At 56.3% G+C, this 26,773-nt stretch carries 21 protein-coding genes and 1 pseudogene; 17 read left to right on the top strand and 5 right to left on the bottom strand.

What is annotated here, in order from left to right; genetic code table 11:
• The first annotated feature begins 344 nt into the window (after positions 1-344).
• The 5 genes from ugpB to ugpQ all read left to right on the top strand — a co-directional run bounded on the left by ugpB (position 345) and on the right by ugpQ (position 5,319).
• A complete protein-coding gene (gene ugpB, locus JZ655_RS19550) occupies positions 345-1,661 on the top strand; it encodes a sn-glycerol-3-phosphate ABC transporter substrate-binding protein UgpB (protein ID WP_040078243.1) in 1,317 nt (438 codons plus the stop codon).
• A 116-nt stretch (positions 1,662-1,777) separates the two neighbouring features.
• A complete protein-coding gene (gene ugpA, locus JZ655_RS19545; RefSeq protein WP_040078244.1) occupies positions 1,778-2,665 on the top strand; it encodes a sn-glycerol-3-phosphate ABC transporter permease UgpA in 888 nt (295 codons plus the stop codon).
• On the top strand, positions 2,662-3,507 hold the full coding sequence (ugpE, locus tag JZ655_RS19540; RefSeq protein WP_207292541.1) for a sn-glycerol-3-phosphate ABC transporter permease UgpE: 846 nt from the start codon (positions 2,662-2,664) through the stop codon (positions 3,505-3,507). The genes ugpA and ugpE overlap by 4 nt, the downstream gene beginning before the upstream one ends.
• A gap of 1 nt (position 3,508) precedes the next feature.
• Positions 3,509-4,579, top strand: coding sequence for a sn-glycerol-3-phosphate import ATP-binding protein UgpC (locus tag JZ655_RS19535; RefSeq protein ID WP_040078246.1), 1,071 nt, complete (start codon positions 3,509-3,511; stop codon positions 4,577-4,579).
• Positions 4,576-5,319: a glycerophosphodiester phosphodiesterase gene (gene ugpQ, locus JZ655_RS19530; RefSeq protein ID WP_207292540.1), complete on the top strand. Its 744-nt coding sequence runs from the start codon at positions 4,576-4,578 to the stop codon at positions 5,317-5,319. Before JZ655_RS19535 ends, ugpQ begins: the two co-directional genes overlap by 4 nt.
• Here ugpQ and JZ655_RS19525 read toward each other — a convergent pair.
• Positions 5,306-5,683 (bottom strand): DUF2756 family protein, encoded by a 378-nt coding sequence (locus tag JZ655_RS19525; protein ID WP_046886783.1) that lies wholly within the window; start codon positions 5,681-5,683, stop codon positions 5,306-5,308. The two genes, ugpQ and JZ655_RS19525, sit on opposite strands and share 14 nt — an antisense overlap.
• Before the next feature lie 122 nt (positions 5,684-5,805).
• Between JZ655_RS19525 and ggt the strand changes: the two genes are divergently transcribed.
• Positions 5,806-7,551 carry a gamma-glutamyltransferase gene (ggt, locus tag JZ655_RS19520; protein ID WP_207292539.1) on the top strand — a complete coding sequence of 582 codons (1,746 nt, stop codon included), beginning with the start codon at positions 5,806-5,808 and terminating at the stop codon, positions 7,549-7,551.
• A gap of 140 nt (positions 7,552-7,691) precedes the next feature.
• Here ggt and yhhY read toward each other — a convergent pair whose 3' ends face one another.
• The gene (gene yhhY / locus JZ655_RS19515) at positions 7,692-8,180 is read right to left on the bottom strand and encodes an N-acetyltransferase (protein ID WP_046886781.1); all 489 of its coding nucleotides are present in this window, start codon (positions 8,178-8,180) and stop codon (positions 7,692-7,694) included.
• Between the two features lie 186 nt (positions 8,181-8,366).
• A complete protein-coding gene (locus JZ655_RS19510; RefSeq protein ID WP_040078251.1) occupies positions 8,367-9,038 on the bottom strand; it encodes a bactofilin family protein in 672 nt (223 codons plus the stop codon).
• Between the two features lie 228 nt (positions 9,039-9,266).
• On the opposite strand from JZ655_RS19510, the gene JZ655_RS19505 reads away from it, so the two are divergent.
• The 5 genes from JZ655_RS19505 (at position 9,267) to gntU (ending at position 14,207) form a co-directional block, all read left to right on the top strand.
• The gene (locus tag JZ655_RS19505; RefSeq protein ID WP_207293884.1) at positions 9,267-10,304 is read left to right on the top strand and encodes an oxidoreductase; all 1,038 of its coding nucleotides are present in this window, start codon (positions 9,267-9,269) and stop codon (positions 10,302-10,304) included.
• A 123-nt stretch (positions 10,305-10,427) separates the two neighbouring features.
• A complete protein-coding gene (locus tag JZ655_RS19500) occupies positions 10,428-11,123 on the top strand; it encodes a pirin family protein (RefSeq protein WP_040078253.1) in 696 nt (231 codons plus the stop codon).
• A gap of 90 nt (positions 11,124-11,213) precedes the next feature.
• Positions 11,214-12,209: a gluconate operon transcriptional repressor GntR gene (gene gntR / locus JZ655_RS19495; RefSeq protein WP_040078254.1), complete on the top strand. Its 996-nt coding sequence runs from the start codon at positions 11,214-11,216 to the stop codon at positions 12,207-12,209.
• A 126-nt stretch (positions 12,210-12,335) separates the two neighbouring features.
• Complete coding sequence (gene gntK, locus JZ655_RS19490; protein WP_207292538.1) at positions 12,336-12,863, top strand: gluconokinase; 528 nt, start codon at positions 12,336-12,338, stop codon at positions 12,861-12,863.
• 3 nt (positions 12,864-12,866) lie between these two features.
• Positions 12,867-14,207 (top strand): gluconate transporter, encoded by a 1,341-nt coding sequence (gntU, locus tag JZ655_RS19485; RefSeq protein ID WP_040078256.1) that lies wholly within the window; start codon positions 12,867-12,869, stop codon positions 14,205-14,207.
• A gap of 370 nt (positions 14,208-14,577) precedes the next feature.
• Here gntU and JZ655_RS19480 read toward each other — a convergent pair.
• Positions 14,578-14,832, bottom strand: a pseudogene (locus tag JZ655_RS19480) (hypothetical protein); the annotation flags it as partial.
• A 397-nt stretch (positions 14,833-15,229) separates the two neighbouring features.
• Positions 15,230-15,823, bottom strand: a complete 594-nt coding sequence (yhgN, locus tag JZ655_RS19475; protein WP_015960802.1) for an NAAT family transporter YhgN — start codon at positions 15,821-15,823, stop codon at positions 15,230-15,232.
• Positions 15,824-16,001: 178 nt separating this feature from the next.
• On the opposite strand from yhgN, the gene asd reads away from it, so the two are divergent.
• The 6 genes from asd to glgP all read left to right on the top strand — a co-directional run bounded on the left by asd (position 16,002) and on the right by glgP (position 26,725).
• Entirely contained in the window at positions 16,002-17,105 is a 1,104-nt protein-coding gene (gene asd / locus JZ655_RS19470) for an aspartate-semialdehyde dehydrogenase (protein ID WP_207292536.1), read from the top strand.
• 250 nt (positions 17,106-17,355) lie between these two features.
• Positions 17,356-19,542 carry a 1,4-alpha-glucan branching enzyme gene (glgB, locus tag JZ655_RS19465; protein ID WP_207292535.1) on the top strand — a complete coding sequence of 729 codons (2,187 nt, stop codon included), beginning with the start codon at positions 17,356-17,358 and terminating at the stop codon, positions 19,540-19,542.
• Positions 19,539-21,512, top strand: coding sequence for a glycogen debranching protein GlgX (gene glgX, locus JZ655_RS19460; RefSeq protein ID WP_207292534.1), 1,974 nt, complete (start codon positions 19,539-19,541; stop codon positions 21,510-21,512). Before glgB ends, glgX begins: the two co-directional genes overlap by 4 nt.
• A 17-nt stretch (positions 21,513-21,529) precedes the next feature.
• Complete coding sequence (glgC, locus tag JZ655_RS19455; protein WP_040078263.1) at positions 21,530-22,825, top strand: glucose-1-phosphate adenylyltransferase; 1,296 nt, start codon at positions 21,530-21,532, stop codon at positions 22,823-22,825.
• Positions 22,825-24,258: a glycogen synthase GlgA gene (gene glgA, locus JZ655_RS19450; protein ID WP_207292533.1), complete on the top strand. Its 1,434-nt coding sequence runs from the start codon at positions 22,825-22,827 to the stop codon at positions 24,256-24,258. The genes glgC and glgA overlap by 1 nt, the downstream gene beginning before the upstream one ends.
• 19 nt (positions 24,259-24,277) lie before the next feature.
• The gene (gene glgP, locus JZ655_RS19445) at positions 24,278-26,725 is read left to right on the top strand and encodes a glycogen phosphorylase (RefSeq protein ID WP_040078265.1); all 2,448 of its coding nucleotides are present in this window, start codon (positions 24,278-24,280) and stop codon (positions 26,723-26,725) included.
• Positions 26,726-26,773 lie beyond the last annotated feature (48 nt).

Raw genomic sequence — 26,773 nt, 5'->3', positions numbered from 1 at the left:
GCACAAGATAAAAGCAAAAAGGCAACGTACGTTGCCTTTTTTAGTGTTTGCTCCCTCTCCCCGTGGGAGAGGGCCGGGGTGAGGGCACCAGACCGCACAAGGCAAAAGCAAAAAGGCAACGCACGTTGTCTTTTTTAGTGTTTGCTCCCTCTCCCTGTGGGAGAGGGCTGGGGTGAGGGCATCAAACCGCAACGATCCCCTTCACACAACCATCATCCCCCTGACGTCTTGTTGTAACCTATCTGTAAACAAACAGTTATTTTTCTGTCATTCGAGCATGTCATGTTACCTCGCGAGCACAAAACGCGTGATATCGCGCATCCGGCACAATAAGAGAGATGACAATGACATCGTTACGACACACAGCTTTGGGTCTGGCAATCGGTCTGGCTTTTGCGACGAACGCAATGGCTGTCACTACCATTCCATTCTGGCATTCTATGGAAGGGGAGTTGGGTAAAGAAGTAGACTCCCTGGCGCAGCGTTTCAATGACACCCACCCGGATTACAAAATTGTGCCGGTGTACAAAGGTAACTACGAGCAGAGCCTGAGCGCGGGCATCGCCGCCTTCCGTACCGGCAACGCACCGGCCCTGCTGCAGGTGTATGAAGTGGGCACCGCCACCATGATGGCCTCGAAAGCCATCAAACCGGTCTACGAAGTGTTTAAAGACGCGGGCATCAACTTCGACGAATCCCAGTTCGTGCCGACGGTTTCCGGTTACTACACCGATTCCAAAACCGGCCACCTGCTGTCTCAGCCGTTCAACAGTTCAACCCCGGTGCTGTACTACAACAAAGACGCCTTTAAGAAAGCCGGTTTAGACCCGGAGCAGCCGCCAAAAACCTGGCAGGATCTCGCTGAGTACACTGCGAAGCTGAAAGCCGCAGGGATGAAGTGCGGCTACGCCAGCGGCTGGCAGGGCTGGATCCAGATTGAAAACTTCAGCGCCTGGCACGGCCTGCCGGTGGCGACCAAAAACAACGGCTTCGACGGCACCGACGCAGTGCTGGAGTTCAACAAGCCAGAGCAGGTAAAACACATCGCGCTGCTTGCCGATCTGAACAAGAAGGGCGACTTCAGCTACTTCGGTCGTAAAGACGAATCCACCGAGAAGTTCTACAGCGGTGACTGCGCTATCACTACCGCCTCCTCCGGCTCGCTGGCGGACATCCGTCACTACGCCAAATTCAACTACGGCGTGGGCATGATGCCTTACGACGCCGACGTGAAGGGCGCGCCGCAGAACGCCATCATCGGCGGGGCGAGCCTGTGGGTCATGCAGGGTAAAGATAACGGCACCTACAAGGGTGTGGCCGAGTTCCTCGACTTCCTGGCGAAGCCAGAAAATGCGGCCGAATGGCACCAGAAGACCGGCTACCTGCCGATCACTAAAGCCGCCTACGACCTGACCCGCGAGCAGGGCTTCTATGAGAAGAACCCGGGGGCGGATATCGCCACGCGTCAGATGCTGAACAAGCCGCCGTTGCCGTTCACTAAAGGTCTGCGTCTGGGCAACATGCCGCAGATCCGTACCATCGTGGATGAAGAGCTGGAAAGCGTCTGGACCGGGAAGAAAACGCCACAGCAGGCGCTGGATTCTGCGGTAGAGCGCGGGAACCAGCTGCTGCGCCGCTTTGAACAGTCGACGAAGTCTTAATTAAAACTCATCCCCTCACCCCGGCCCTCTCCCCAAAGGGGAGAGGGTGTCATCGTCCCCTCTCCCCTTTGGGGAGAGGGTTAGGGTGAGGGGTGAAAAACTACCTGAGCTAAACTATGTCCTCATCCCGTCCGGTGTTCCGCTCCCGCTGGCTACCCTATCTGCTGGTCGCGCCGCAGCTGGTTATCACCGTTATCTTCTTTATCTGGCCTGCGGGCGAAGCGCTCTGGTACTCGGTACAAAGCGTCGATCCGTTCGGGCTCTCCAGCCAGTTTGTTGGCCTGGATAATTTCGCTGCCCTCTGGCACGACAGCTATTACCTCGACGCATTCTGGACAACGATGAAATTCAGCGCGCTGGTTACCGTCAGCGGCCTGCTCGTCTCGCTGTTCTTCGCCGCGCTGGTGGATTACGTGGTGCGCGGTAGCCGCCTCTATCAAACCCTGATGCTACTCCCCTACGCCGTGGCGCCTGCTGTGGCCGCCGTGCTGTGGATCTTCCTGTTTAATCCCGGGCGCGGGCTGATTACCCACTTCCTGGCAGAGCTCGGCTATGACTGGAACCATGCGCAGAACAGCGGTCAGGCGATGTTCCTGGTGGTCTTCGCCTCGGTGTGGAAGCAGATCAGCTACAACTTCCTGTTCTTCTTCGCCGCGCTGCAATCTATTCCGCGATCGCTGGTAGAAGCCGCGGCCATTGATGGTGCAGGCCCGGTACGCCGCTTCTTTCGTCTTGCCCTGCCGCTAATCGCGCCGGTGAGTTTCTTCCTGCTGGTGGTCAATCTGGTCTACGCCTTCTTCGACACCTTCCCGGTGATCGACGCCGCCACCGCAGGCGGCCCGGTACAGGCCACCACCACCCTGATTTATAAGATCTATCGCGAAGGCTTCGCCGGCCTGGATCTCTCGGCCTCCGCTGCACAGTCCGTCGTGCTCATGTTCCTCGTCATCCTCCTGACGGTGGTGCAGTTCCGCTATGTTGAAAGTAAGGTGCGCTACCAATGATTGAGAACCGTCGTGGGCTGACGATTTTCAGCCATACCATGTTGATTCTGGGGATCGTCGTTATTCTGTTCCCGCTGTACGTGGCCTTTGTGGCCGCCACGCTGGACACCAAAGCGGTGTTTGATACGCCAATGACGCTGATCCCCGGCACGCATCTGCTAGAAAACATGAAGACTATCTGGACGCAGGGCGTGGGCGTCAACAGTGCGCCGTTCTGGCTGATGATGCTCAACAGCTTCATCATGGCGTTTGGCATTACGGTGGGCAAAATCACCGTCTCGATGCTCTCGGCCTTCGCCATCGTCTGGTTCCGCTTTCCGCTGCGTAACCTCTTCTTCTGGATGATTTTCATCACCCTGATGCTACCGGTAGAAGTGCGTATCTTCCCGACGGTGGAGGTGATCGCTAACCTCGGCATGCTCGACAGCTACGCGGGCTTAACCCTGCCGCTGATGGCCTCGGCCACCGCCACCTTCCTGTTCCGTCAGTTCTTTATGACCCTGCCGGACGAGCTGATTGAAGCGGCGCGTATCGACGGTGCCTCGCCGATGCGCTTTTTCCGCGACATCGTGCTACCGCTCTCACGCACCAACCTCGCGGCGCTGTTTGTGATCACCTTTATCTACGGCTGGAACCAGTACCTGTGGCCGCTGTTGATTATTCAGGACGTCAACCTCGGCACGGCCGTGGCAGGCATCAAAGGCATGATCGCCACCGGCGAAGGCACCACCCTCTGGAACCAGGTGATGGCGGCGATGCTGCTCACCCTTATCCCACCCGTCGTCATAGTTTTAGCCATGCAGCGTGCATTTGTCCGCGGCCTGGTCGATAGCGAGAAATAACATGGCAGGTTTAAAACTTCAGGCAGTAACCAAAAGCTGGGATGGCAAAACCCAGGTCATTCAGCCGCTCACGCTCGACGTAGCGGACGGCGAGTTTATCGTCATGGTCGGCCCGTCCGGCTGCGGCAAATCGACGCTGCTGCGGATGGTGGCGGGGCTGGAGCGCGTGACCTCCGGGGATATCTGGATCGACCGCCAGCGCGTCACCGAGATGGAGCCAAAAGATCGCGGCATTGCGATGGTGTTTCAGAACTACGCCCTCTATCCGCACATGAGCGTGGAAGAGAACATGGCCTGGGGGCTGAAAATCCGGGGCATGGGCAAAGGCCATATTGAGGAGCGCGTTAAAGAGGCGGCGCGCATTCTGGAGCTGGACGGCCTGCTAAAGCGTCGCCCGCGTGAACTCTCCGGCGGCCAGCGTCAGCGCGTAGCGATGGGGCGCGCCATCGTGCGCGATCCGGCGGTGTTCCTGTTCGATGAGCCCCTCTCTAACCTTGACGCCAAGCTGCGTGTGCAGATGCGTCTCGAGCTACAGCAGCTGCATCGCCGCCTGAAAACTACCTCGTTATACGTGACCCACGATCAGGTGGAGGCCATGACCCTCGCCCAGCGGGTCATGGTAATGAACAAAGGGATTGCCGAGCAGATTGGCACGCCAGTGGAAGTGTACGAGAAGCCGGCCACCCGCTTTGTGGCGAGCTTTATCGGCAGCCCGGCGATGAACCTGCTGGAAGGGCGTATCAGCAGCGCGGGCACCCACTTTGAACTGGAAAGCGGGATGGCATTGCCCATCAACTGGTACTATCGTGGTTACGCCGGGCGTAAAATGACGCTCGGTATCCGCCCGGAACATATCGGTTTAACCTCTCAGGCGGACGGGGGTGTGCCGCTGGTGATGGACACGCTCGAGATGCTGGGGGCAGACAACCTGGCGCACGGACGGTGGGGCGAGCAAAAGCTGGTGGTGCGTCTGGCCCATCAGGAACGCCCTAAAGCAGGCAGCACGCTATGGCTGCATCTGCCGGAAAACCACCTGCATCTCTTTGATGGTGAAACAGGACAACGACTATGAGTAACTGGCCTTATCCCTACATCGTCGCCCACCGTGGCGGCGGTAAACTGGCTCCAGAAAACACCCTGGCGGCTATCGACACCGGCGCGCGTTTCGGCCATACGATGATCGAGTTTGACGCCAAGCTGTCGGAAGATGGCGAAATCTTTCTGCTGCACGACGATAACCTGGAGCGCACCAGCAACGGCTGGGGCGTAGCAGGGGAGTTGCCGTGGCGTGACCTGCTGAAAGTGGATGCCGGAAGCTGGTACAGCGGTGAATTCAAAGGCGAACCGCTGCCGCTGTTAGCGGAGGTGGCGGACCGTTGTCGTCAACACGGGATGATGGCCAATATTGAGATCAAACCCACGACCGGCACCGGGCCGCTCACGGGAAAAGTGATTGCCCTCGCCGCACGTCAACTGTGGGAAGGGATGACCGCACCGCTGCTATCGTCGTTTGATATTGACGCGCTCGAGGCGGCCCAGGCCGCCGTTCCGGAACTGCCGCGCGGAGTGCTGCTGGATGAATGGCGTGAAGACTGGCGCGAGTTAACGACCCGCCTGCAATGCGTGTCGATTCACTTAAACCACAAGCTGTTGGATGAAGCACGGGTTAAGGCGTTGAAAGAGGCGGGGCTGCATATCCTGGTGTATACCGTCAACAAACCCCAGCGTGCAGCCGAGCTGCTGCGCTGGGGAGTGGATTGCATCTGCACCGATGCCATTGACCAGATAGGCCCGAACTTTACGGCTGGTTAAGCAGGGTACCATTCTGCTGCTGCGGCAACATATGCTGTTGCTGCATGCCGCTCTGACTGGTGGTGCTGTTGAGCATGCCGCCGTTGGTGTTGGGTAACGCCTGCACACCCGGCTGGCTTTGCTGGATCCTCTGCGTATTGTTATTCATCTGCGTTTGCAGCTGCTGTTGCTGGATGCGCGTCTGCGTCTGCAACTGCTGATTCAGCATCCCTTTCTGTTGCTGCTGTTGGTTCATCATCTGGGTCTGCATCCGTTGCTGGCTCGGATTCTGATAACCCGGCTGATTAGGGTTATTCAGCGTATTAATCGGCTGTGCCAGCACGGCAAAAGGCAATAACGTCGTCAGTAAAAGAAGTCGTTTCATTGTGATTTCCCCCTTCTGAGGTCTCCTCTAAGTTTACCTCTATTCCGTCACTACGATGATTTTTTAGGAGTTGTGAACCAGGCTTAAACGGGAATATGGGTCCCTTCACCTGGAGAACAACAATGATAAAACCAACGTTTTTACGCTGGGTAGCCATTGCTGCCCTGATGGCAGGCGGCACCTTTAGCGTGGCAGCCAATCCCCCCGCGGCGCCTCCCGTCTCTTACGGCGTAGAGGAGGATGTCTTCCATCCGGTGCGCGCGAAGCAGGGAATGGTCGCCTCGGTAGACGCGCTGGCAACGCAGGTGGGGGTCGATATCCTGAAGCAGGGCGGTAACGCCGTGGATGCGGCCGTCGCCGTGGGCTATGCGCTGGCGGTGACCCACCCGCAGGCGGGGAATCTGGGGGGCGGCGGCTTTATGATGCTGCGCACCAAAGACGGGAAAACGACCGCCATCGACTTCCGTGAAATGGCGCCGTCTCAGGCCACGCGCGATATGTTCCTGGACGATCAGGGCAATCCGGACAGTAAAAAATCGCTCACTTCACACCTTGCTACCGGCACGCCAGGCACCGTCGCGGGCTTTTCGCTGGCGCTGGAAAAATATGGCACCTTGCCGCTAAACAAAGTGGTACAGCCTGCCATTAAGCTCGCGCGTGATGGCTTTGTGGTGAATGACGCCCTGGCGGACGATCTCAAAACCTACGGCAGCGAAGTGATTCCGAATCATGAAAACAGCAAGGCCATTTTCTGGAAAGAGGGCGAGCCGCTGAAAAAGGGCGACAAGCTGGTGCAGACGAATCTCGCTAAAAGTCTGGAGTTGATTGCGGAAAACGGCCCGGACGCCTTCTACAAAGGAGCCATTGCCGACCAGATTGCCGACGAGATGCAGAAGCATAACGGGCTTATCACCAAAGCGGATTTAGCGGAGTACAAAGCCGTTGAGCGCGAACCGGTCAGCGGCAATTATCGCGGCTATCAGGTGTTCTCAATGCCGCCGCCTTCGTCCGGGGGGATCCATATCGTGCAGATCCTCAACATTCTCGAAAGTTTCGACATGCACAAATTTGGCTTCGGCAGCGCGGATGCGATGCAGGTAATGGCCGAGGCGGAGAAATACGCCTACGCTGACCGTTCGGAGTATCTCGGCGACCCCGATTTTGTGAAGGTGCCGTGGCAGGCGCTAACCAGTAAAGCCTATGCCAAATCCATTGCGGAGCAGATCGATATCAATAAAGCTAAACCTTCGAGCCAGATCCGCCCCGGCAAGCTCGCCCCTTATGAGAGTAACCAGACCACCCACTTCTCGGTGGTGGATAAAGAGGGCAATGCGGTGGCGGTGACCTACACGCTCAATACCACCTTCGGCACCGGGATCGTAGCGGGCAACAGCGGTATTCTGCTGAATAACGAGATGGATGACTTCTCGGCCAAACCGGGCGTGCCGAACGTCTATGGTCTGGTGGGCGGTGATGCGAATGCGGTGGGGCCGAAGAAACGCCCGCTCTCCTCTATGTCACCGACGATCGTGGTAAAAGACGGTAAGACCTGGCTGGTGACCGGCAGCCCTGGCGGCAGCCGCATTATTACCACCGTGCTGCAGATGGTGGTTAACAGTATCGATTTCGGGATGAACGTTGCCGAAGCGACCAACGCCCCGCGTTTCCATCACCAGTGGCTACCGGACGAGCTGCGCGTGGAGAAGGGCTTTAGCCCGGATACCCTGAAACTGCTGGAGCAGCGCGGGCAGAAAGTGGTGGTGAAAGAGGCGATGGGTAGTACTCAGAGCATCATGGTCGGGCCGGACGGTGAGCTGTATGGGGCATCGGATCCGCGTTCGGTGGATGATTTGACGGCCGGGTATTGATGTTTTCCCCTCACCCTAACCCTCTCCCTAAGGGAGAGGGGATTGCCCGGTGCGGTCTGCACCTATGGGGAGAGTATTTGCCCGGTGCGGTCTTTTCCCCCTCGCCCCTTTGGGGAGAGGGCCGGGGTGAGGGGGGAGGCTTACTTCATCCGCGCCATATAATACGCATCCACATACTCCCCGTTGCGCAGGGCAAATTTCTTGCCGGTCCCTTCGATTTCAAAACCGAAACTTTTATAGAGCGCGACGGCGGCGGGATTATCGGCAAACACCGTCAGTTCAATACGTTCAATGCGTAACCAGTTATCACACAGGTTAACCATCTCGCTCATCAGGCGGCGACCCACACCCCGTCCCTGCATATCCGCGGCGACGCTGATGCCGAAGGTTGCAACATGACTACGGCGTGGATTTTCCATTACATCCAGTGCCATATGCCCCACCACGCGCTCTTCCAGACAGGCGACGAGATGGCGCCTGCCCGGCCTGGCGGCCACGCGTTCTTGCCACATCTCCAGAGAGGGGTGAGGAAGTTGTAGCGTATCTTGATACACCTCCGGATGCGTCATGATCTCGCGTAATGCGGCGGCATCGCTGGCTTCAATGTGGCGTATCACTATCTCACTCATTCCTTCATCCTCTGTAGGTTAATGTCCTCTTTAACATCAGTGACTTTAAAATTTGAGTCAACCCACCTTTTTTGCAAAAAGTATTGGACAAGTGCGAATGAGAATGATTATTATTGCTCTGCATTCAGGAAGACCACTACGGGAACCTGAAAGCACGACATTGCTCACATTGCTTCCAGTATTATTTTAGCCAGCCGCGTGCTGGCTTTTTTTTGCCTGCGATTTTGCCTCGACCGCGTTTTCAGCCACCTCTGGCGTCAATCCCACCACGTTGGTCTTCTCAATCTTCAGGGGCATCACTTCCGCCTGCCCAGAGAAAGTACCGCCTTTTTTCACCGCCAGCGTGCGGTAGGTGAGGGTGCCGGTGACATGGCCATTCTCGCAAATATCTACGATGTCGCAGGTGCACTGGCCATTCACGCTGCCGTCAATGATCAGCTCACGGCAGCTAATATTCCCTTCAATCACACCGCCACGCATCACCTTGATCAGGTTCTCTTTGGCATCAACATTGCCTTTCAGCGTGCCGTGAATATAGACGTGGCCGCCGGCCACGATATTTCCCTCAAAGCAGACGTCGCTGGCGATAACCGTTGTGGCCTGTTTCTCCGTCGCGGTCGGCTCTTTTTCACGAACTTCAACGGGGGCGGGACGGGAGATAACGGGCTGTTCGATCTCTTCGGATTTTTTCTTCTTAAACATACGATTAACCTGATTAGAAAAAGCGTGGATAGTGAAGTGGAGTAAGGAGAGCGCGCCGAATATCTGCGCCGGCAGGGTGGCTGATAAGGTCCAGCAGATCAGTGTGAGAAACCAGAAAACCAGCGCGATATTTAACGCGAAATAATTGCCAGCCATATGCGTAGCTACTCCCTTAGCGACCATGTGGTTTTGGCTAGTATTTATCGGGATTCGCTCTCTTCAGGTCAAGCTGTTGCCCGCATTTTAGGAATGGACAAAGCCTGCTATTAGCCGCTCTGTTAACGCGTTTAAGCGCATGGGATCGTGAAAGGGTGAAGCGGTCTGATTAAATTCACCCGCGGGTTGCGCTATGGTTAAAGCAGTTTTCTGAATCAGGACAACATGATGACATTACATTGCGCCTTTATTGGCTTTGGTAAAAGCACCACCCGGTATCATCTGCCTTACGTTCTTAACCGGAAAGAGAGTTGGCATGTCGCCCATATCTTTCGCCGCAGCGCAAAGCCCGAAGAGCAGGCCCCGCAATATTCTCATATCCACTTCACCAGCGATCTCGATGAAGTGCTAACGGATCCGCAGGTCAAACTGGTGATTGTCTGCACCCATGCGGATAGCCACTTTGATTACGCGAAGCGTGCGCTGGAAGCGGGTAAAAACGTGCTGGTGGAAAAACCCTTCACCCCGACCATTGCGGAAGCAAAAGAGCTGTTCGCGCTGGCAAACAGCAAAGGGCTGACCGTCACGCCGTATCAGAACCGCCGCTTCGACAGCTGCTTCCTGACCGCGAAGAAGGCGATTGAGAGCGGCAAGCTGGGTGACATTGTCGAAATTGAAAGCCACTTCGATTACTACCGCCCGGTCGTAGAGACCAAACCGGGCCTGCCGCAGGACGGCTCGTTTTACGGTCTGGGCGTACACACCATGGACCAGATTATCTCCCTGTTTGGCCGCCCGGATCATGTGGCCTATGACATCCGCAGCCTGCGCAACAAAGCCAACCCGGATGACACCTTCGAGGCTCAGCTGTTCTACGGTGACCTGAAAGCCATCGTCAAAACCAGCCATCTGGTGAAAATCGACTACCCGAAATTTATCGTGCACGGCACCCGGGGCTCGTTTATCAAATATGGCATCGACCAACAGGAGACCAGCCTGAAGGCCAATATCATGCCGGGCGAAGCGGGCTTCGCGGCGGATGACTCCGTAGGGGTGCTGGAGTATGTCAACGAGGCGGGCGAGACGGTAAAAGAGACGCTTGCGCCGGAAATCGGGGACTACGGTCGGGTCTACGATGCGCTGTATGACACCCTCAGCAATGGCGTGCCGAATTACGTCAAGGAAACTGAAGTTCTCACCAATCTTGAAATCCTGGAACGGGCCTTCGAACAGGCATCACCCTCCACGGTAACCCTCGCCAAATAAGCAGTTCTGGCTCCTTTGTTCTTGTTCAATGATTTTGAACAGAGGAGTCAATTTTCACCCTCTATGATCCCAGGTCGATTGCGTCCACACTTACTCCATCGAAACGAACTGGGGTAAAAACAGATGATCTTCTTACGCAAAGCTAACGAACGTGGTCACGCAAATCATGGCTGGCTGGACTCATGGCACACCTTCTCGTTTGCCGATTATTATGACCCGAACTTTATGGGCTTCTCGGCACTGCGGGTGATTAACGATGACGTGATTGATGCAGGCCAGGGCTTCGGTACCCACCCGCATAAAGACATGGAGATCCTGACCTATGTGCTGGAAGGGGCGGTAGAGCACCAGGACAGCATGGGCAACAAAGAGCAGGTTCCGGCAGGTGAGTTCCAGATTATGAGCGCGGGTACCGGCGTGCGTCATTCGGAGTACAACCCGAGCAAAACAGACAAACTGCACCTGTATCAAATCTGGATCATTCCAGAGACAACCGGCATCACGCCACGCTATGAACAGCGCCGCTTTGATGCAGAGCAGGGCAAACAGCTGGTGCTCTCTCCGGATGCGCGTGATGGGTCTTTGAAAGTGCATCAGGATATGGAGCTGTACCGCTGGGCGCTGGCGAAAGACGAACAGTCTGTTCATCAGATTGCCGCTAACCGCCGCGTCTGGATCCAGGTGGTGAAAGGCGAAGTGTCTATCAACGGCACCAAAGCGACCACGGCCGATGGCCTGGCTATCTGGGATGAGCAGGCACTCTCTGTGCATGCCGACAGCGAAAGTGAAATCTTGCTGTTCGATCTGCCACCGGTATAAATAATTACTCAACCTTCCCTTTAAACGGGGAAGGTTGAGCTTTGTCCGTGATAAACTGAAGGAATCTTTCCCTACCGATTTCTCAGGACGATGAAAAAGAAACGCCCCGTACTTCAGGATGTCGCCGATCGCGTCGGTGTGACCAAAATGACGGTCAGCCGCTTTTTACGTAACCCGGAACAGGTTTCCGTGGCGTTGCGTGGCAAGATTGCCGCTGCTCTGGATGAACTGGGCTATATCCCCAATCGCGCACCCGATATTCTGTCGAATGCCACCAGCCGCGCGGTGGGTGTCCTGTTACCTTCCTTAACTAACCAGGTATTTGCCGAAGTCCTACGCGGTATTGAAAGCGTGACGGATGCCTTTGGTTATCAGACCATGCTTGCGCACTATGGGTATAAACCGGAACTGGAAGAAGAGCGTCTTGAATCCATGCTTTCCTGGAACATCGACGGCCTGATTTTAACGGAACGTACTCACACTCCGCGTACCCTTAAAATGATTGAAGTAGCGGGTATCCCGGTGGTGGAGCTGATGGACAGCCAGTCGCCGTGTCTCGACATTGCCGTTGGCTTCGATAACTTTGAAGCGGCCCGGCAGATGACCGCAGCCATTATTGCCCGTGGTCATCGTCACGTCGCCTATCTTGGCGCACGTCTTGATGAACGTACTATCATCAAACAGAAGGGATATGAGCAGGCGATGCTCGATGCCGGTTTAACGCCCTACAGCGTGATGGTGGAACAATCTTCCTCATACACTTCCGGTATTGAACTGATGCGTCAGGCACGTCGCGAGTATCCGCAGCTCGACGGTATCTTCTGCACTAACGATGACCTTGCGGTTGGCGCGGCCTTCGAATGCCAGCGCCTGGGGTTAAAAATTCCGCAAGATATGGCCATTGCCGGTTTCCACGGCCACGACATCGGCCAGGTGATGGAGCCGCGTCTGGCGAGCGTGTTAACACCGCGCGAGCGTATGGGCCGCATCGGTGCAGAACGTCTGCTGGCGCGTATTCGTGGGGAAGCGGTGACGCCGAAAATGTTAGATTTAGGTTTCACCTTGTCACCGGGTGGATCCATTTAGTGTGACAAATTTGAAGTAGCTCACACTTATTCATTTCTCGCACCTTTGGATATTGCTTCTCCATAGCCCCGGCAGGACAATGTTACCGATAACAGTTACCCGTAACAATTGACCGAGGGACTCCCTTTGAGCACGACTAACCACGATCACCACGTATACGTCCTGATGGGCGTTTCCGGTAGCGGTAAATCTGCGGTGGCCAGCGAAGTGGCGCATCAACTCCATGCTGCGTTTCTTGATGGTGACTTCCTCCATCCGCGCAGCAATATCACGAAAATGGCCGCCGGCGAGCCGCTGAACGACGACGATCGTAAGCCCTGGCTGCAGGCGCTGAATGACGCCGCCTTTGCCATGCAGCGCACCAATAAAGTGTCGCTGATTGTCTGCTCTGCGCTGAAAAAAACCTACCGCGACCTGCTGCGTGACGGTAACCCGAATCTCTCTTTCATCTATCTGAAGGGCAATTTTGCGGTGATTGAAAGCCGTCTGAAGGCGCGTAAAGGTCACTTCTTCAAAACCCAGATGCTGGTCACCCAGTTTGAAGCTCTGCAAGAGCCGGGTGCGGACGAGCAAGATGTATTAGTGGTTGATATCGATCAGCCGCTGGACGGTGTGGTAGCAAGCACCATCGAGGTTATTAATAAAAGGCAGTAAGTTTTGAGTACTTTAACGCTTGTTTTGACAGCAGTGGGCTCCGTTTTACTGCTGCTGTTTTTGGTCATGAAAGCGCGTATGCACGCTTTCGTGGCATTGATGGTGGTGTCTATTGGTGCAGGTCTCTTTTCCGGTATGCCGCTCGACAAGATCGCAGCGACAATGGAAAAAGGGATGGGCGGCACGCTGGGCTTTCTGGCGATAGTGGTCGCACTGGGCGCGATGTTTGGCAAGATTCTGCATGAAACGGGTGCGGTCGATCAGATTGCCGTCAAGATGCTGAAATCGTTCGGCCATAGCCGCGCACATTATGCCATTGGCCTGGCCGGTCTGATTTGCGCCCTGCCGCTGTTCTTTGAAGTGGCCGTTGTGCTACTGATAAGCGTGGCATTCTCCATGGCGCGCCATACCGGTACCAATCTTGTGAAGCTGGTCATTCCGCTGTTTGCGGGGGTGGCGGCAGCGGCGGCATTCCTGCTGCCTGGGCCCGCGCCGATGCTGTTGGCCTCGCAGATGCACGCTGACTTTGGCTGGATGATCCTGATTGGCCTCTGCGCCGCTATCCCGGGAATGATTATTGCTGGCCCGCTGTGGGGCAACTTCATTAGCCGCTACGTTGAACTTCATATTCCTGACGACATCACCGAGCCGCACCTGGGCGAAGGCAAAATGCCCTCCTTCGGCTTCAGCCTGGCGCTGATCCTGCTGCCGCTGGTGCTGGTGGGCCTGAAGACCATCGCCGCACGCTTTGTGCCGGTCGGTTCCAGCGCCTACGAGTGGTTTGAGTTTATCGGCCACCCGTTCACGGCGATCCTGGTAGCCTGTCTGGTAGCGATTTATGGTCTGGCGATGCGTCAGGGCATGCCGAAAGACAGAGTGATGGAGATCTGCGGCGCGGCGCTGCAACCTGCGGGGATTATCCTGCTGGTGATCGGTGCCGGTGGGGTGTTCAAGCAGGTGCTGGTGGATTCCGGCGTCGGCCCGGCGCTCGGTGAAGCGTTAACCGGCATGGGGCTGCCGATTGCGGTGACTTGCTTCGTGCTGGCGGCAGCGGTACGTATCATTCAGGGCTCTGCTACCGTGGCGTGTTTAACTGCCGTGGGGCTGGTGATGCCGGTCATTGAACAGCTGAACTACTCCGGTGCGCAGATGGCGGCGCTCTCTATCTGTATCGCGGGTGGGTCAATTGTGGTTTCACACGTGAATGATGCCGGCTTCTGGCTGTTCGGTAAATTTACCGGCGCCACCGAAGCGCAAACCCTGAAGACCTGGACGCTGATGGAGACGATTCTCGGCACCACAGGCGCGATTGTCGGGATGATTGCGTTTTCACTGCTGAGCTGACCCTTGTTTTCCCCCTCTCCCTCTGGGAGAGGGCCGGGGTGAGGGTATCCAACCGCCGGGTTGACCCTTGTTTTCCCCCTTTCCCTATGGGAGAGGGTCGGGGTGAGGGCATCCAACCGTCGGGCTGACCCTGGGTTTCCCCCTCTCCCTGTGGGAGAGGGTCGGGGTGAGGGTATTCAACCGCCAGGCTGACTCTGGTTTTCCCCCTCTCCCTGTGGGAGAGGGCCGGGGTGAGGGCATCAGGCCGCAGAGGTGCTATTTTGTCAGGCGGCAGCTTCGCCATACCCGACCCGACCCCCCCCAAAAACCGCAGCCCCGGTAGCGCAAGCTTCTACAGCAGTACGGCACCGTTCTCCGTGCGCAGCCAGCGCGGCGCCTCCAGCGGCAGGTCATCCACCGACAGACTTGCTTTCAAATGTTCCGGCACAGGATCAAGCAGCATGGGCTGGAGCAGAGCAAGGCAGGCTGCGAGCCGCCCACACAGCGCCATCTTTTGTGCCGGGTCTTCACATTCAACCAGCACATCTACGAATCGCTCGCAGTTGTCTGCCAGGTCGGTGAAATCGGCGGTGTGATCGAGCGCAGTTGTGAATAAAGCGTGAGAAAAGCCTGGGGTAGTAGTCATAAGACAGCCTCTGATGAGTTGAATGGGCCGCCAAAGGAGGGACCAACCTCACTGGTGGCGGACTGAACGGCGTTGGTCCTACCGGCCTCATCAGCTACCGGCGCGCCTTACGGCGCCACCGTCCAGCCCACCATTGAGGTGTAACTGGCCACGCGATAAAAACGTTATTTATCACGGATGAGGATAACAGGGGACCAACCCTGACGCCTGATTTTGCAGGCGTGGCGAGACGATACTGCTTTGCTGAACAGGTGGCAAGAGAGGCTCTGGAAGGCGGCTCGCAAAACGCAGGATTATTTTTGATGGTGCGGTCTGTTGCCCTCACCCCAGCCCTCTCCCACGGGGAGAGGGAGCAAATACTAAAAACGACAACCAGGGGTTGTCGTTTTGCTTTTACCTAGCCCTTCATCCACGCCCGGATCCCGTCGAGGAACATCTGGGTCGCCATCATTACCAGGATCAACCCCATCAGGCGCTCCAGAGCATTCACCCCTTTCTCGCCCAGCAGACGCAAAAACAGCGACGACTGTAAAAGAATAATAAAGGTGCCGCCCCAGGCAATCAGCAGGGCAATCACCAGGTGGCTCATCTGATTTGGGTATTGATGCGACAGCAGCATCAGCGTGGCCAGAATGGTCGGGCCGGCCACCAGCGGGATGGCCAGCGGTACGATAAACGGCTCTTCACCGGCAGGCAGACCACTGCTGCTGCCTTCCGCGCTCGGGAAAATCATCTTGATAGCAATTAGGAACAGAATAATCCCGCCGGAAATGGAGACGGTCTCCGCGCGCAAGTTAAGGAAGGCGAGGATCTTTTCCCCGGCAAACAGGAAGATAAACATCACCAGCAGCGCGATGAGCAGCTCGCGGATCATGATCGCCCGCCGGCGCTTCGGCTCGGTGTGTTTCAGCACCGACATAAAGATGGGCAAGTTCCCCAGGGGGTCCATAATCAGGATTAAAAGAACCGCCGCGGAAATTATTTCAGTCATTATTATTTATCCCCTGAATACTTATGGTTATTATCGTAATAAGTGGTATTACTGATTGCGGCGCAATCATCGATTAATTTCGCTTGCGACTTTGGCTGCATTTTGTAATGTGAAGGCTGGAGCCAGTTGGAATCTGGTTCGGCACACTCAGCACACACCTCTGCAGGAAAAATACGCTATGAAAAACGTTGGTTTCATCGGCTGGCGCGGTATGGTCGGCTCTGTACTCATGCAACGCATGGTTGAAGAGCGCGACTTTGACGCCATCCGCCCGGTCTTCTTCTCAACTTCCCAGCTCGGCCAGGCTGCGCCTTCTTTCGGCGGTAGCACTGGTACGTTGCAGGATGCTTTCGATCTGGAAGCGCTGAAGGCACTCGACATTATAGTCACCTGCCAGGGCGGCGATTATACCAACGAAATCTATCCAAAGCTGCGTGAAAGCGGCTGGCAGGGCTACTGGATTGATGCAGCCTCTTCACTGCGCATGAAAGACGACGCCATCATCATTCTCGACCCGGTCAACCAGGATGTTATCACCGACGGCCTGAACAAAGGGGTGAAAACCTTTGTTGGCGGGAACTGCACCGTTAGCCTGATGCTGATGTCGCTGGGCGGCCTGTTCGCACAGGACCTGGTGGAGTGGGTTTCCGTGGCAACTTATCAGGCAGCCTCCGGCGGCGGGGCGCGTCACATGCGTGAACTGCTGGCGCAGATGGGCCAGCTACATCATCACGTGGCAGACGAGCTGGCGAACCCGGCATCGGCCATTCTGGATATCGAACGTAAAGTGACTCAGCTCTCCCGCAATGGCGAGCTGCCGGTTGATAACTTCGGCGTACCGCTGGCGGGTAGCCTGATTCCGTGGATCGACAAACAGCTCGACAACGGCCAGAGCCGTGAAGAGTGGAAAGGCCAGGCTGAGACCAACAAAATTCTCAATACCGCTTCCGCGATCCCGGTCGATGGCCTCTGCGTGCGCGTTGGCGCGCTGCGCTGCCACAGCCAGGCATTCACCCTTAAACTGAAAAAAGATGTGTCTATTCCGACCGTGGAAGAGCTGCTGGCTGCGCACAATCCGTGGGCAAAAGTGGTACCAAACGATCGCGACATCACGATGCGCGAACTGACCCCGGCGGCGGTCACCGGCACGCTTTCTACCCCGGTAGGGCGCCTGCGTAAACTCAATATGGGGCCGGAGTATCTCTCCGCCTTCACCGTTGGCGACCAACTGCTGTGGGGGGCCGCCGAGCCGCTTCGCAGGATGCTTCGCCAGCTGGCGTAATAATTTGTTAAATCTCAGGGGTGCTTAGACACCCCTTTTTTTGCGTAATACACGGAGTAAAACGCAGATGAGTCATTATTTATCGGGAGTCATATAAAGCGTTGGCTATGCTTTAAGTTGGATGCGTGGCATCCAGCCTGGAGGATGGGTGGAACAGAGAGGATGCACAATGTGCTGTTCCATTCAGGTCACAATAAGGTCGAACCCTTAGCACGCCAGGGCCGACAACAAAAAAAACAGGATGAACACCATGTCCGTTCGTATTGATAGAGACGTGATTAATGCGCTTATTACGGGTCATTTTGCGGACCCCTTTTCTGTACTTGGCATGCACCGTACAGAGGCCGGACTGGAAGTCCGCGCGCTGTTACCTGACGCGACGGAAGTCTGGGTCATCGAACCCAAAACGGGCCGCAAAGTGGGCAAACTGGAGTGCCTTGACTCACGTGGTTTCTTCTCGGGCATTATGCCCCGTCGTAAAAATCCCTTCCGCTACCAGCTTGCCGTACTCTGGCATGGTCAGCAAAACCTGATTGACGATCCTTACAGCTTCGGCCCGCTTCTGCAGGAGATGGATGCCTGGCTCCTCTCTGAAGGTACGCACCTGCGTCCTTACGAAACCCTGGGTGCCCATGCCGATACGATGGATGGCATCACCGGTACCCGATTCAGCGTCTGGGCGCCTAATGCGCGTCGTGTTTCGGTCGTGGGTCAGTTCAACTACTGGGATGGCCGCCGCCACCCGATGCGCCTGCGCCGTGAAACCGGTATTTGGGAGCTGTTTATCCCCGGCGCGCACACCGGACAACTGTATAAATTTGAGCTGGTCGATGCCCACGGACAGCTGCGCATTAAAGCGGACCCCTATGCCTTTGAGGCGCAGATGCGTCCGGATACGGCCTCAATGATCTGCGGCCTGCCAGAGAAGATCGCCATGAGCGAGGCGCGCGTTAAGGCCAACCAGTTCGATCAGCCCATTTCCATTTATGAAGTGCATCTCGGCTCCTGGCGCCGTCATACGGACAACAATTTTTGGCTGAGCTATCGTGAGCTGGCTGACCAACTGGTTCCCTACGCGAAGTGGATGGGCTTTACCCATCTGGAACTGCTCCCGATTAACGAGCATCCCTTCGATGGAAGCTGGGGTTATCAGCCCACGGGACTCTACGCTCCGACCCGCCGCTTCGGGACCCGTGACGACTTCCGCTACTTCATCGACGCCGCGCATGCGGCCGGTCTGAACGTGATTCTGGACTGGGTGCCAGGCCACTTCCCGTCGGATGACTTTAGTCTCTCTGAGTTCGACGGCACCAACCTGTATGAGCACAGCGATCCGCGCGAAGGTTATCATCAGGACTGGAATACCCTGATTTACAACTATGGCCGTCGTGAAGTGACCAACTATCTGGTGGGTAACGCCCTTTACTGGATTGAACGCTTTGGCATCGACGCTCTGCGCGTGGATGCGGTGGCATCCATGATCTATCGCGACTATAGCCGTAAAGAAGGAGAGTGGATCCCGAATGAGTTCGGCGGGCGCGAAAACCTGGAGGCCATTGACTTCCTGCGCAGCACGAACCGTATTCTCGGCGAGCAGGTGCCTGGCGCGGTAACCATGGCCGAGGAGTCTACCGATTTCCCTGGCGTCTCTCGTCCACCGTCGATGGGGGGGCTGGGCTTCTGGTATAAGTGGAACCTTGGCTGGATGCACGACACGCTGGATTATATGAAACTGGATCCGGTGCATCGTCAGTATCACCACGACAAACTCACCTTTGGCATGCTCTATAACGGCACCGAGAACTTCGTTCTGCCGCTCTCACACGATGAAGTCGTGCATGGCAAAAAATCGATCCTTGATCGGATGCCGGGCGATGCGTGGCAGAAGTTCGCCAATCTGCGCGCCTACTACGGCTGGATGTTCGCCTTCCCGGGTAAAAAGCTGCTGTTCATGGGGAATGAATTCGCCCAGGGACGAGAGTGGAACCACGACGCCAGCCTTGACTGGCATCTGCTGGAAGGGGGCGACAACTGGCACCACGGCGTACAGCGCCTCGTGCGCGATCTCAACCTGACCTACCGTTACCACAAAGCACTGCATGAACTGGATTTCGACACATACGGCTTCGAGTGGCTGGTGGTGGACGATCACGAACGCTCAATCTTTGTCTTTGTGCGTCGTGATAAAGCCGGGAATGAGATTATCGTTGCCAGTAACTTCACCCCGGTTCCGCGCCATAATTATCGGTTTGGCATCAACCAGCCGGGCAAGTGGCGTGAAATACTCAACACCGACTCTGTGCACTACCACGGCAGCAATGCCGGAAACGGTGGGCTGGTGCAAAGCGATGAGCACGAAAGCCACGGTCGTCCTCACTCCCTCAGCGTGACGCTGCCGCCATTGTCTACCATCTGGCTGGTCAGGGAGGGTGAATGACCCAGCTCAGCGCAGGCCAGGCCGAACCGCTCGGTGCAAGCTTTGACGGTAAGGGGGTAAATTTTACCCTCTTCTCCGCTCATGCGGAGCGGGTCGAACTCTGCGTGTTTGATGCCCACGGGAATGAGCAACGATTCGATCTCCCTGGCCGTACCGGTGAGGTCTGGCACGGCTACCTCGACGGCGTCAAACCGGGTCTGCGTTACGGCTATCGGGTGCATGGCCCCTGGGATCCGGCTAACGGACACCGCTTTAACCCGGCGAAACTGTTGCTCGACCCTTATGCCCTTCAGGTGGAGGGCGGGCTGCGGGATACCGCTCTGCTGTGCGGCGGTCTGGATCAACCCGATAGCCGCGACAGTGCGCCCGCCGCACCCAAAGGGGTAGTGATCGCCGACCGTTACGACTGGGAAGACGATTCACCTCCCGCGACGCCCTGGGGCAATACGGTCATTTATGAAGCCCACGTCAAAGGGCTTACCTTCAAACATCCGGCCATTCCAGCGGAGATGCGCGGCACCTATAAAGCGCTCGGCCATCCGGCCATGATTCGCTATTTCAAACATCTGGGCATTACGGCGCTGGAACTATTGCCTGTCGCCCATTACGCCTGCGAGCCGCGTCTGCAACGGCTGGGGTTAAGCAACTACTGGGGCTACAACCCCATGGCAATGTTTGCCCTCAGCCCGCGCTATGCCGCGCATCCTGTTAAAGCCCGGGATGAGTTTCGCGATGCGGTTAAAGTGCTACATGCGGCGGGAATCGAGGTCATCCTCGACGTGGTGTTGAACCACAGCGCGGAGCTGGATTATGAGGGACCGACGTTCTCCCTGCGCGGAATTGATAACCGTAGCTATTATTGGATCAGAGAGGATGGCGATTATCACAACTGGACCGGATGCGGTAACACGCTGAATCTTAGCCACCCGGCAGTCATGCAGTATGCGTATGAGTGCCTGAAATACTGGGTCGAGACCTTCCATGTGGACGGTTTTCGTTTTGATTTAGCCTCCGTTATCGGACGTACGCCGACGTTTAGCCAGCAGGCGCCGTTGTTTGAGGCTATAAAAAATTGTCCGCTGCTCTCTCGCGTCAAGCTGATAGCCGAGCCATGGGACATTGGTGAAGGGGGTTATCAGGTGGGAAATTTCCCGCCCCCCTTTGCCGAGTGGAATGACCACTTTCGCGATGCAGCCCGCAGGTTCTGGCTCACGCGTAACCTGTCGCTCGGTGACGTAGCCGGACGATTTGCCGCCTCCAGCGATCTGTTTAAACGCAGCGGGCGGTTGCCGTCGGCCTCGATCAACCTGGTCACGGCGCATGACGGTTTTACCCTGCGTGATTGCGTCTGTTATGACCGAAAACATAACGAGGCCAACGGCGAAGAGAATCGCGACGGAACCAACAATAACCATAGCTTTAATCATGGTATAGAAGGTTTAGGGGGCAGTCAGGATGTGATTGAGCGTCGGCGGGCCAGCGTGCATGCGCTACTGACCACGCTACTGCTTTCGCAAGGTACACCGATGCTGCTGGCCGGAGATGAACACGGCCACAGCCAGCATGGCAACAACAATGCATATTGCCAGGATAACGAACTCACCTGGCTTGCCTGGGACGAGGCAAATACCGGGCTAACAAACTTCGCTGCTGCGCTGATTCACCTGCGCCAGCAAATCCCGGCACTCACGGCCGATCGGTGGTGGGAAGAGGGTGACGGCAACGTTCGTTGGCTCAATAGCAAAGCGCAACCTTTAAGTGCGCAAGAGTGGCAGTGGGGCGTTCCACGTCTGCAGATCCTGCTTTCAGAGCGATGGCTGATTACACTAAACGCGACCACTGAAGTAGCAGAAATGGTTTTACCTGATGGGGAGTGGCGAGCTATTCCCCCCTTTGCCGGTGAGGACAACCCGGTGGTGATGGCCGTCTGGCATGGGCCTGCGCACGGAGTGTGCGTATTCCAGAAATGATAAAAAAGGAGTTAGTCATGGTTAGGTTAGATAAGAACGATCCATTAATGCTAGCGCGTCAACTGCCATTAAAATCTGTAGCCCTGATTCTTGCTGGTGGTCGCGGTACCCGTTTAAAAGATTTAACAATCACGCGTGCCAAACCCGCCGTCCACTTTGGCGGCAAGTTCCGTATTATCGACTTTGCACTTTCAAACTGCCTTAACTCAGGTATTCGCCGCATTGGCGTGATCACCCAGTACCAGTCCCACACGCTGGTGCAACATATTCAGCGCGGCTGGTCGTTCTTCAGTGAGGAGATGAACGAGTTTGTCGATCTGTTGCCTGCCCAGCAACGTGTGCATGGTGAGAACTGGTACCGCGGTACAGCGGATGCGGTCACCCAGAACCTGGATATCATTCGTCGCTACGATGCGGAGTATGTGGTGATCCTCGCCGGGGACCACATCTACAAGCAAGACTACTCGCGCATGCTCATCGATCACGTTGAAAAGGGTGCACGTTGCACCGTGGCGTGCTTGCCGGTGCCCATTGCCGAGGCAACCGCCTTTGGCGTTATGGCCGTGGATGAACACGACAAAGTGATTGATTTTGTCGAGAAACCTGCCAATCCGCCCGCCATGCCCGGTAACCCCGATCGTTCCCTGGCCAGTATGGGCATCTACGTCTTTGACGCCGACTACCTCTACCAGCTGCTGGAAGAGGACGACAATGACGAGCAGTCCAGCCACGATTTCGGGAAGGACATTATTCCGAAGGTCACGAAATCTGGCATGGCCTATGCACATCCTTTCCCGCTCTCCTGCGTTCAGTCCGATCCGGCTTCAGAGCCTTACTGGCGCGATGTGGGAACGCTGGAAGCCTACTGGAAGGCGAACCTGGATCTGGCCTCCGTTACGCCGGAGCTGGATATGTACGACCAGAACTGGCCGATCCGCACCCATATGGAGTCGCTGCCGCCCGCGAAGTTTGTGCAGGACCGTTCCGGTAGCCACGGTATGACGCTGAACTCGCTGGTTTCTGGCGGCTGTATTATTTCCGGCTCCGTGGTGGTGCAGTCCGTGCTCTTCCCGCGAGTACGGGTGAACTCATTCTGTAATATCGATTCGGCGGTACTGCTGCCGGATGTGTGGGTAGGGCGCTCATGCCGTTTGCGCCGCTGTGTTATAGACCGTGCCTGCGTCATTCCGGAAGGGATGGTGATTGGTGAGAACGCGGAAGAGGACGCGCGTCGTTTCTACCGCTCAGAAGAAGGCATTGTATTGGTTACGCGTGAAATGCTGCGCAAACTGCAGGTCAAACAGGAGCGATAATGCAGGTCTTACATGTATGTTCGGAGATGTTCCCATTATTGAAAACGGGCGGGCTGGCGGATGTTATTGGTGCTTTACCGGCTGCGCAAATTGCCGGTGGTGTTGATACGCGCGTGCTGCTGCCCGCTTTTCCAGACATCCGTCGCGGCATACCTGATGCACAGGTGGTGAGCCGCCGGGAGACGTTTGCCGGGCGCATCACACTGCTGTTCGGGCATTACAACGGCGTGGGTATCTATCTGATTGATGCGCCGCACCTGTATGACCGGCCTGGAAGCCCGTATCACGACACTAACTTATTTGCCTATACCGACAACGTGCTGCGTTTTGCGCTGCTGGGTTGGGTAGGCTGTGAAATGGCCTGCGGCCTGGATCCTTTCTGGCATCCCGATGTGGTTCATGCGCACGACTGGCATGCCGGGTTAGCGCCTGCCTATCTGGCGGCGCGAGGGCGTCCGGCAAAGTCGGTGTTTACGGTACACAACCTGGCTTATCAGGGCATGTTTTATGCGCAGCACATGGATGACATCGAACTGCCATGGTCATTCTTTAACATGCACGGGCTGGAGTTCAACGGCCAGATCTCTTTCCTGAAGGCCGGCCTCTACTACGCCGATCACATTACGGCGGTGAGTCCGACCTACGCGCGGGAAATTACCGAAGCGCAGTTTGGCTACGGTATGGAAGGATTGCTGACCCAGCGCCACCGTGAAGGGCGCTTATCGGGCATTCTTAACGGCGTGGATGAGAAGATCTGGAGTCCGGAAACAGACCTGCTGCTGGCCTCGCGCTACAACCGGGATTCGGTTGAAGATAAGGCCGAAAACAAGCGCCAGCTGCAGATAGCAATGGGGCTGAAGGTTAACGACAAAGTCCCGCTGTTCGCGGTCGTCAGCCGTCTGACCAGCCAGAAAGGGTTGGATCTGGTGCTGGAAGCCTTGCCAGGCCTGCTGGAGCAAGGCGGGCAACTGGCGCTACTGGGGGCGGGCGATCCGGTGTTGCAGGAGGGCTTCCTGGCCGCTGCGGCAGAGCATCCGGGGCAGGTAGGGGTTCAGATTGGTTATCACGAAGCCTTCTCGCATCGCATTATGGGCGGTGCGGACGTGATTCTGGTGCCGAGTCGTTTCGAGCCCTGCGGCCTGACTCAGCTGTATGGTCTGAAATACGGCACCTTGCCGCTGGTGCGTCGCACCGGGGGGCTGGCGGATACGGTATCCGACACCTCGCTGGAGAACCTGGCGGACGGCATCGCCACCGGTTTTGCGTTTGAAGGCAGTAATGCCTGGTCGCTGTTGCGTGCGATCCGCCGTGCTTTCGTGTTGTGGTCTCGTCCTTCTCTCTGGCGTTTTGTGCAGCGTCAGGCGATGGCGATGGATTTTAGCTGGCAAGTTGCGGCGCAGTCTTACCGCGATCTTTATCAACGCTTGATATAACAACGCTGGAATCATAGATATGAATGCACCTTTTTCTTATGCATCACCCACCCTCAGCGTAGAGGCTTTAAAGCACTCCATTGCCTATAAGCTGATGTTCACCATTGGGAAAGATCCGGTCATCGCCAATAAACACGAGTGGCTTAACGCCACCTTGTTCGCGGTGCGCGACCGTCTGGTAGAACGCTGGCTGCGCTCCAACCGTGCCCAGCTGTCGCAAGAGACACGCCAGGTTTACTACCTGTCGATGGAGTTTTTGATTGGCCGCACCCTCTCCAACGCCTTGTTGTCGCTAGGGATTTATGACGACGTAAAAAACGCTCTGGAAGAGATGGGGTTAGATTTAGAAGAGTTGATCGACGAAGAGAACGACCCGGGTCTCGGCAACGGGGGGCTGGGGCGCCTGGCGGCCTGTTTCCTCGACTCGCTGGCGACTCTGGCGTTGCCGGGGCGCGGCTACGGTATTCGCTATGATTACGGCATGTTCAAGCAGAACATCGTCGACGGGCGGCAGAAAGAGTCGCCGGACTATTGGCTCGAATACGGTAACCCCTGGGAGTTCAAGCGCCACAATACCCGCTATAAAGTGCGCTTTGGCGGCCGCGTTCAGCTGGAAGGGAAAAAATCCCGCTGGGTTGAAACCGAAGAGATCCTTGCCGTCGCCTATGACCAGATTATCCCGGGTTACGACACCGATGCCACCAACACCCTACGCCTGTGGAACGCGCAGGCCAGTAGTGAAATCAACCTGGGTAAATTTAACCAGGGCGACTACTTTGCCGCGGTGGAAGATAAAAACCACTCGGAGAATGTGTCACGCGTGCTCTACCCGGACGACTCCACCTATTCGGGCCGTGAGCTGCGTCTGCGTCAGGAGTACTTCCTGGTGTCGGCGACGGTGCAGGACATTCTGAACCGCCACTACCAGCTGCATAAAACCTATAACAATCTGGCGGAGAAGACCGCCATCCACCTTAATGACACCCACCCGGTACTCTCAATTCCGGAGCTGATGCGCCTGCTGATCGACGAACATAAGTTCAGCTGGAACGATGCCTTTGAGGTAACCTGCCAGGTCTTCTCCTACACCAACCACACGCTGATGAGCGAAGCGCTGGAAACCTGGCCGGTGGACATGCTTGGCAAAATTCTGCCGCGCCATCTGCAAATTATCTTCGAGATCAATGACTACTTCCTGAAAACGCTTCAGGAACAGTACCCGAACGACACCGGGCTGCTGAGCCGCACCTCTATTATCGATGAGTCTAATGGCCGTCGCGTGCGCATGGCATGGCTGGCGGTGGTGATTAGCCATAAGGTCAACGGTGTGTCGGAACTGCACTCCAACCTGATGGTGCAGTCGCTGTTTGCTGACTTTGCCAAAATATTCCCGATGCGTTTCTGTAACGTCACCAACGGTGTTACCCCGCGTCGCTGGCTGGCGCTGGCCAATAAGCCGCTCTCTGAGGTGCTGGATGCGAACATTGGCCGCAACTGGCGTACCGATCTGAGCCAGCTTAGCGAGCTGGAGCAGCATGCCGACTTCCCGACCGTGAACAAAGCGGTGCGTGACGCCAAATTGCTGAATAAAAAACGGCTGTCGGTATGGATGGCGCTGCATCTGAACGTGGTCGCGAACCCGAAAGCGCTCTACGATGTGCAGATTAAACGTATCCACGAGTACAAACGCCAGCTCATGAACGTGCTGCACGTGATCACCCGTTACAACCGCATCAAGGCCGATCCGGACGCCAACTGGGTGCCGCGGGTCAACATCTTTGCCGGTAAAGCGGCCTCGGCCTACTACATGGCGAAGCACATCATTCACCTGATCAACGATGTAGCGAAAGTGATCAACAACGATCCGCAGATTGGCGATAAGCTGAAGGTGGTCTTTATTCCTAACTACAGCGTGAGCCTGGCGCAGTTGATCATTCCGGCGGCGGATCTCTCTGAGCAGATCTCCACTGCAGGGACGGAAGCGTCCGGCACCAGTAACATGAAATTTGCCCTTAATGGTGCGCTGACTATCGGCACGCTGGATGGGGCCAACGTCGAGATGCTGGAGCACGTGGGTGAAGAGAATATCTTTATCTTCGGCAATACCACCGAAGAAGTTGAGGCGTTAAGAGCGAAGGGCTATTCACCGCGTGACTACTACGAGCAGGATGAAGAGCTTCGTCAGGTGCTGACGCAGATCGCCACCGGGGTCTTTAATCCGGACGAGCCTGGCCGCTACCGCGACCTGGTGGATTCGCTGATTAACTTTGGTGATCACTATCAGGTGCTCGCCGACTACCGGAGCTATGTGGATTGTCAGGATAAGGTTGACGAGCTTTATCGCCGTCCCGAAGAGTGGACCACCAAAGCGATGCACAATATCGCCAATATGGGGTATTTCTCTTCAGACAGGACGATTAAAGAGTATGCCGAGACTATATGGCATATCGACCCGGTAAGGTTGTAAAAGCAAAACGGCAACGTCGGTTGCCGTTTTCATTTTTTCACCCTCATC

The organism is Leclercia pneumoniae (assembly GCF_017348915.1).
GTDB lineage: Bacteria > Pseudomonadota > Gammaproteobacteria > Enterobacterales > Enterobacteriaceae > Enterobacter > Enterobacter pneumoniae.
Note: the sequence above shows the minus strand (reverse complement) of the source record. Positions and strands in the feature narration are given on the sequence as shown.

Bases quoted from the DNA above. Each gene is read 5' to 3' on its own strand.
- ugpE (WP_207292541.1), top strand. From the start codon at position 2,662: ATGATTGAGAACCGTCGTGGGCTGACGATTTTCAGCCATACCATGTTG.
- glgP (WP_040078265.1), top strand. From the start codon at position 24,278: ATGAATGCACCTTTTTCTTATGCATCACCCACCCTCAGCGTAGAGGCT.
- ggt (WP_207292539.1), top strand. From the start codon at position 5,806: ATGATAAAACCAACGTTTTTACGCTGGGTAGCCATTGCTGCCCTGATG.
- glgB (WP_207292535.1), top strand. From the start codon at position 17,356: ATGTCCGTTCGTATTGATAGAGACGTGATTAATGCGCTTATTACGGGT.
- ugpA (WP_040078244.1), top strand. From the start codon at position 1,778: ATGTCCTCATCCCGTCCGGTGTTCCGCTCCCGCTGGCTACCCTATCTG.
- glgA (WP_207292533.1), top strand. From the start codon at position 22,825: ATGCAGGTCTTACATGTATGTTCGGAGATGTTCCCATTATTGAAAACG.
- ugpB (WP_040078243.1), top strand. From the start codon at position 345: ATGACATCGTTACGACACACAGCTTTGGGTCTGGCAATCGGTCTGGCT.
- yhgN (WP_015960802.1), bottom strand. From the start codon at position 15,823: ATGACTGAAATAATTTCCGCGGCGGTTCTTTTAATCCTGATTATGGAC.
- JZ655_RS19535 (WP_040078246.1), top strand. From the start codon at position 3,509: ATGGCAGGTTTAAAACTTCAGGCAGTAACCAAAAGCTGGGATGGCAAA.
- JZ655_RS19525 (WP_046886783.1), bottom strand. From the start codon at position 5,683: ATGAAACGACTTCTTTTACTGACGACGTTATTGCCTTTTGCCGTGCTG.
- ugpQ (WP_207292540.1), top strand. From the start codon at position 4,576: ATGAGTAACTGGCCTTATCCCTACATCGTCGCCCACCGTGGCGGCGGT.
- JZ655_RS19505 (WP_207293884.1), top strand. From the start codon at position 9,267: ATGACATTACATTGCGCCTTTATTGGCTTTGGTAAAAGCACCACCCGG.
- JZ655_RS19500 (WP_040078253.1), top strand. From the start codon at position 10,428: ATGATCTTCTTACGCAAAGCTAACGAACGTGGTCACGCAAATCATGGC.
- JZ655_RS19510 (WP_040078251.1), bottom strand. From the start codon at position 9,038: ATGGCTGGCAATTATTTCGCGTTAAATATCGCGCTGGTTTTCTGGTTT.
- gntR (WP_040078254.1), top strand. From the start codon at position 11,214: ATGAAAAAGAAACGCCCCGTACTTCAGGATGTCGCCGATCGCGTCGGT.
- yhhY (WP_046886781.1), bottom strand. From the start codon at position 8,180: ATGAGTGAGATAGTGATACGCCACATTGAAGCCAGCGATGCCGCCGCA.
- glgC (WP_040078263.1), top strand. From the start codon at position 21,530: ATGGTTAGGTTAGATAAGAACGATCCATTAATGCTAGCGCGTCAACTG.
- glgX (WP_207292534.1), top strand. From the start codon at position 19,539: ATGACCCAGCTCAGCGCAGGCCAGGCCGAACCGCTCGGTGCAAGCTTT.
- asd (WP_207292536.1), top strand. From the start codon at position 16,002: ATGAAAAACGTTGGTTTCATCGGCTGGCGCGGTATGGTCGGCTCTGTA.